We start from the raw sequence: 4416 nt of genomic DNA on the forward strand, positions 1-4416 counted from the left end.
TTGACCACATGCCCACAGCAACTGCAGCAGACAGCGTCTCTGGCTGCGTGATAGAAAGGGATCAGGAGCGGTCAGTTTCCAACTAACAAACCGGTTCAAGCGGTCCCGCTCCGCGGGTCCATTTCAGTTATCAGCAAGCCAGTCCGACAGGCGGGTAGATGGTCGCACAGGCGAGGTTGAGCTTTTGTTGAGACAGCGAGAACGTCGGCCATTTCGTGTCCCCAAGGGCAGGTCGAAATGCTCACCTGCTTCGAAACTGGGCACCAAGGTTTGCTCCACGCCGACGCGGAAGCAGCTGCGAGCATAATCGTCGAGCGCATCAATTCTCGTGCGCGCAATCAAGCGCCTCGCAGCCCGTCGGCATTGCTGTCAATTCTAATTTGGCGGCGGTATCGCTCTGCGGTTGTCCAGGTGACGGTCCGTTCTCAAACTGCGCCGTGGAAGCTCGGCAAAGCAGAGGTAACGCAGCGACGAAGGCTCAGCTGTGTCCTTGGGCACAGAATGTTCCTTAGGCCCATCGACATCATAGGACTGCTCCACGAACAGTGTCGCGAGCGCCAGATATGAGGCGAGTACCGCGAGCGTGAGCAACCACGCCAGTCGCGTATCGTGGTCGGCAGGACGTTTCATCATTTCCATTACTTCGCTGAACATCTAGTCATCTGGAACGCAAGTTCGTCACATTAGTTGATAGCTCGAATCTCTACAGAGGAGAGTGCGAGTGGCGAATGCAGGTGAGCGAGGCCGGGGCCGATCGCGCCGTTAGTGCTGAGTGCGCAGGAGCGGGCGTACTTGGAGAGACAAGTTCGTCGTCATCGCGTAGCCCGGTCGCTATCTGAGCGATGCCGTGCGATCCTGCGGTGTGCGGATGGCTTGCCAAGCAAGTCCGTAGCTGCCGAACTCGGCCTTCACGAACATACCGTTGGTAAGTGGCGTCGCCGGTTTTTGAAGGATCGCTGTGATGGCCTGCTTGACGAAGCGCGACCTGGCCGTGCTCGCACCATCAACGACGATCAGGTTGCCACCGTGATCGAGCGGACGCTGCGGACGACGCCAGCCGACGCGACGCACTGGTCGATCCGCTCGATGGCGGCGGAAACCGGCTTTTCTCACACCACGATCCGCCGAATGTGGACGGCGTTCGGCTTGCAGCCGCACCGCAGCCAGACATTCAAGCTGTCGAGCGATCCGCTGTTCGTCGACAAGGTGCGCGATATCGTCGGCCTTTATCTATCCCCACCGAACCGTGCGCTCGTCCTCAGCATCGATGAGAAAAGCCAGATTCAGGCGCTCGATCGCGAGCAGCCGGTCTTGCCGATGATGCCTGGCGTGCCGGAACGGCGCACGCACAGCTATGTGCGGCACGGTACGACCTCGCTGTTTGCCGCGCTCGACGTCGCCTCGGGGTTCGTCATCGGCAAATGCTACAAGCGGCAAAGGGCAGTCGAATTCTTGAAGTTTTTAAAAGAGATCGATGCCCAGGTCCCTGAAGGCCTCGATGTCCATATCGTCATGGATAACTACGCCACCCACAAGACACCCAGGATCAAAGCGTGGCTTGCTCGCCGGCCGCACTATCATGTCCACTTCACACCAACTTCCGCGTCATGGATCAATCAGGTCGAGCGTTGGTTCGCTGAACTCACCAGAAAGAAGATCCAGCGAGGTGTTCACACCTCCGTCAGGCAGCTCGAGGCCGACATCCGTACCTTCATCGACCTGCACAACAGAAACCCGAAGCCCTTCAAATGGACCAAGTCAGCCGATCAGATTTTGGCTTCCGTCAAACGCTTCTGCCACAAAGCTCAACAGACTTTATGTGGCGAACTTTAGATTCACGTGACTAGGTGCATGTGCCGTCGCGACGATCAGTTTACCCGGACGGTTCGACAATTGTCATGCCAGCGGCATGGGAGGGGCCGCCTTGTCTCTTTGGTGTCGGACCGGACCGTCTCGATTACTGTTTGGGGTGGCTGTGAACGATGCGCAGCCGGTAATCGCCCATGCTCGAAGCGGCCGGCCCTCGAGCGCGTCCGCTCACGCCTGGATAGTGGCTTAGGCGTAGAGCGGCAAAGCCATCGGCGGCTGTGCGCCTGTCCTCAAGAACGGCAATCGTTTCATTCTGATGCTGTTGCAGTTCCATACGATCCTCCCGCTAGCCAGAGTTGTCCCGTGTTGTCAGAGGCCGCGGCCAGCTACTTAGATCGTACAATTTGACGCTACGTACGATTCAAGCCCATTGGAGAGGCTTCGTCTGGTGAATGTATCAAAAAGCCGCATCTCGAGGACGGAGAGACGGGGCAAAACCTCGAGACGAGCACAACGAGGTCCTCAACCACGCGACGCGAGCCGCGTGCTTAGAGCGTGATTGTCTGAGGCTGAATCGATTGGGGATTCCCAAATCAGGCGGGTTCTGATTCAAGATGCTGGCTGGGTTGGAGGCCGGCATCCCATGGGACGAGCCTATTCGCTTGATTTGCGCGAGCGGGTCGTTGCTGCGGTGGCAGCTGGCGAGAGCTGCCGGTCAGTGGCGGCAACCTTTAAGGTCAGCGTTGCCAGCGTGGTGAAGTGGTCGCAGCGGTTCCGTGCGACCGGCAGCGCCGCGGCCCGGCCGATGGGCGGCAATCGTCCCTACGTGCTGTCTTCCGAGCGGGATTGGCTTCTCAATCGGCTTGCCGAGCAACCGGACATCACATTGCGCGCGCTGCTTGCAGAGCTGACAGAGCGTGGGATTAAGGTCAGCTATTACGCGGTGTGGCATTTCTTCGAGCACGAAGGCATCAGCTTCAAAAAAAAGCCTGCACGCCAGTGAGCAGGATCGCCCCGACGTCGCTCGGCGGCGGGCGCAATGGAAAAAGTATCAAGGGCGGCTTGATCCCGCTCGCCTGGTTTTCATCGACGAGACTTGGGCCAAGACCAACATGACGCGTACCCACGGCCGCGCGCGCCGCGGCGAGCGGCTGGTCGCCAAGGCACCTCACGGCCGCTGGCGGACCTTGACCTTCCTCGCGGCGCTGCGCCACGACCGCATCAGTGCTCCCTGTGTGATTGACGGGCCGATCAACGGCGAAAGCTTCCTGGCCTATGTCGAGCAGGTGTTGGTGCCATCCCTTAGGCCCGGCGACATTGTCATCATCGACAATCTCGGCAGCCACAAGGGAAAGACCGTGCGGCGCGCCATCCGCGCCGCCGGCGCAAAACTGTTCTTCCTGCCGCCCTACAGCCCCGACCTCAATCCGATCGAGCAAGTCTTCGCCAAGCTGAAGATCCTGCTCCGAAAAGCTGCCGAGCGAACCGTAGAGGCAACCTGGAAGCGCATCGGTGCCTTGCTGGACTGCTTCACGCCGCAGGAATGCGCCAACTACCTCGTCAACGCCGGATACGCTTCAACATGACGCAATCACGCTCTAGGTCAAAAACTCGTCTCATTCTCATCTAAATGGAGAACGCGGCGGTCGTGCACGCAAAGTGCGCGACAACTCAGTGCGGTTCATCCTTCAGGGCGGCAAGGGCGAGGTCGAGATACTGCATTAGGTGGGGATCCCAGCCAGTCATGTTGCGAGGCGCACTGAGTCGCGCAAGAACTTTCAGTATTGTTGAAACGGTCGATTCAATTCCGGCGATTTCAGTGATTAGTGAACGCGCTTGAAGCGCCACAGCATTCGCCCGTTCGCTGCAGGGATGCTCACCCCGTTCCACGCAATCGCGCAGGTCGTCGCGGATCTTCCGCCACCGCTCCTCGCGAACTGCGTCCAGGACGCATGTGCATCGGAGCTCCTGAGTGCGCTCCTCAACCCGTGACATGGCGTCCAGAGTGGCAGGTAGCTCATCTACGCTGACGTGTATTTCTCCATCCGTTGTCATGTTGCGCAAGCGATCTCGCAGCAGGGTTGTACGCGCGACTTGAAGCTCAATTCTCTCCAAATGCATGCGCAACAAGTCAGTGAGCGAGGTGCTGCCCCCAATCGCTCTGCGAATCTCTTCAAGCGAGAAGCCAAGCTCACGTAGCGCTAGGATTTGATATACTCGTTGTACGCTCTCGCGGTCGTACATTCGGTGACCGCCGCCGGTGCGTTCCGAGGCGCTCAATAAACCCGTGTGTTCGTAGTGATGCAGAGTGCGAACCGTCACGCCGGTAGCCTCTGCAACCTCGCCAATGCGCCATCGACGCCTTCGTGGTGTAGGTTTTGTCATGGTCCTCTGTTTTCAAGCCTACAACCTGACGTCGGGTGAGATTCAAGTCATTTCAATGATCTAGCCGCCTGCTGAAAAACGTGAGGAATGAAGCGTTTTTTTTCTGTTGAGGAGGCCTCGTTGGGCTGGCGCGTCCGGGAGGCTAGGTCTGGGCTGGCTGGGCTGCAACCAGTTTGGGGATGCGGATCAGATTATAGGCGATCAGATTGAGCAGGAAATCGG

Annotated in this window: 4 protein-coding genes and 1 pseudogene; 2 read left to right on the forward strand and 3 right to left on the reverse strand. The window is 58.7% G+C overall.

All coding sequences use genetic code 11. The features are described 5' to 3' along the window. Positions 1-375 precede the first annotated feature (375 nt). Complete coding sequence (locus ACZYOF_RS42445) at positions 376-654, reverse strand: hypothetical protein (RefSeq protein WP_463719462.1); 279 nt, start codon at positions 652-654, stop codon at positions 376-378. Between the two features lie 67 nt (positions 655-721). Here ACZYOF_RS42445 and ACZYOF_RS42450 point away from each other — a divergent pair. Then, positions 722-1833: pseudogene (locus ACZYOF_RS42450) on the forward strand (IS630 family transposase). 124 nt (positions 1834-1957) lie between these two features. On the opposite strand, the gene ACZYOF_RS42455 reads toward ACZYOF_RS42450, so the two are convergent. Beyond that, complete coding sequence (locus ACZYOF_RS42455; RefSeq protein ID WP_028169418.1) at positions 1958-2143, reverse strand: hypothetical protein; 186 nt, start codon at positions 2141-2143, stop codon at positions 1958-1960. A gap of 309 nt (positions 2144-2452) precedes the next feature. Between ACZYOF_RS42455 and ACZYOF_RS42460 the strand changes: the two genes are divergently transcribed. Continuing rightward, positions 2453-3395, forward strand: a protein-coding gene (locus ACZYOF_RS42460; RefSeq protein WP_463719463.1) for an IS630 family transposase whose coding sequence is annotated in 2 segments (ribosomal slippage) — positions 2453-2788 and positions 2790-3395 — 942 coding nt in all. Because the reading frame shifts where the segments join, the coding sequence is not laid out codon by codon here. Positions 3396-3480: 85 nt separating this feature from the next. Here the strand turns inward: ACZYOF_RS42460 and ACZYOF_RS42465 are convergent. Continuing rightward, complete coding sequence (locus ACZYOF_RS42465) at positions 3481-4194, reverse strand: MerR family transcriptional regulator (RefSeq protein WP_463719464.1); 714 nt, start codon at positions 4192-4194, stop codon at positions 3481-3483. Between the last annotated feature and the right edge of the window lie 222 nt (positions 4195-4416).

This window comes from Bradyrhizobium sp. LeoA1Lang (assembly GCF_055413685.1).

Excerpts from the sequence above, each read along its gene's own strand:
- ACZYOF_RS42445 (WP_463719462.1), bottom strand. The coding sequence starts at position 654 with ATGTTCAGCGAAGTAATGGAAATGATGAAACGTCCTGCCGACCACGAT.
- ACZYOF_RS42455 (WP_028169418.1), bottom strand. The coding sequence starts at position 2,143 with ATGGAACTGCAACAGCATCAGAATGAAACGATTGCCGTTCTTGAGGAC.
- ACZYOF_RS42465 (WP_463719464.1), bottom strand. The coding sequence starts at position 4,194 with ATGACAAAACCTACACCACGAAGGCGTCGATGGCGCATTGGCGAGGTT.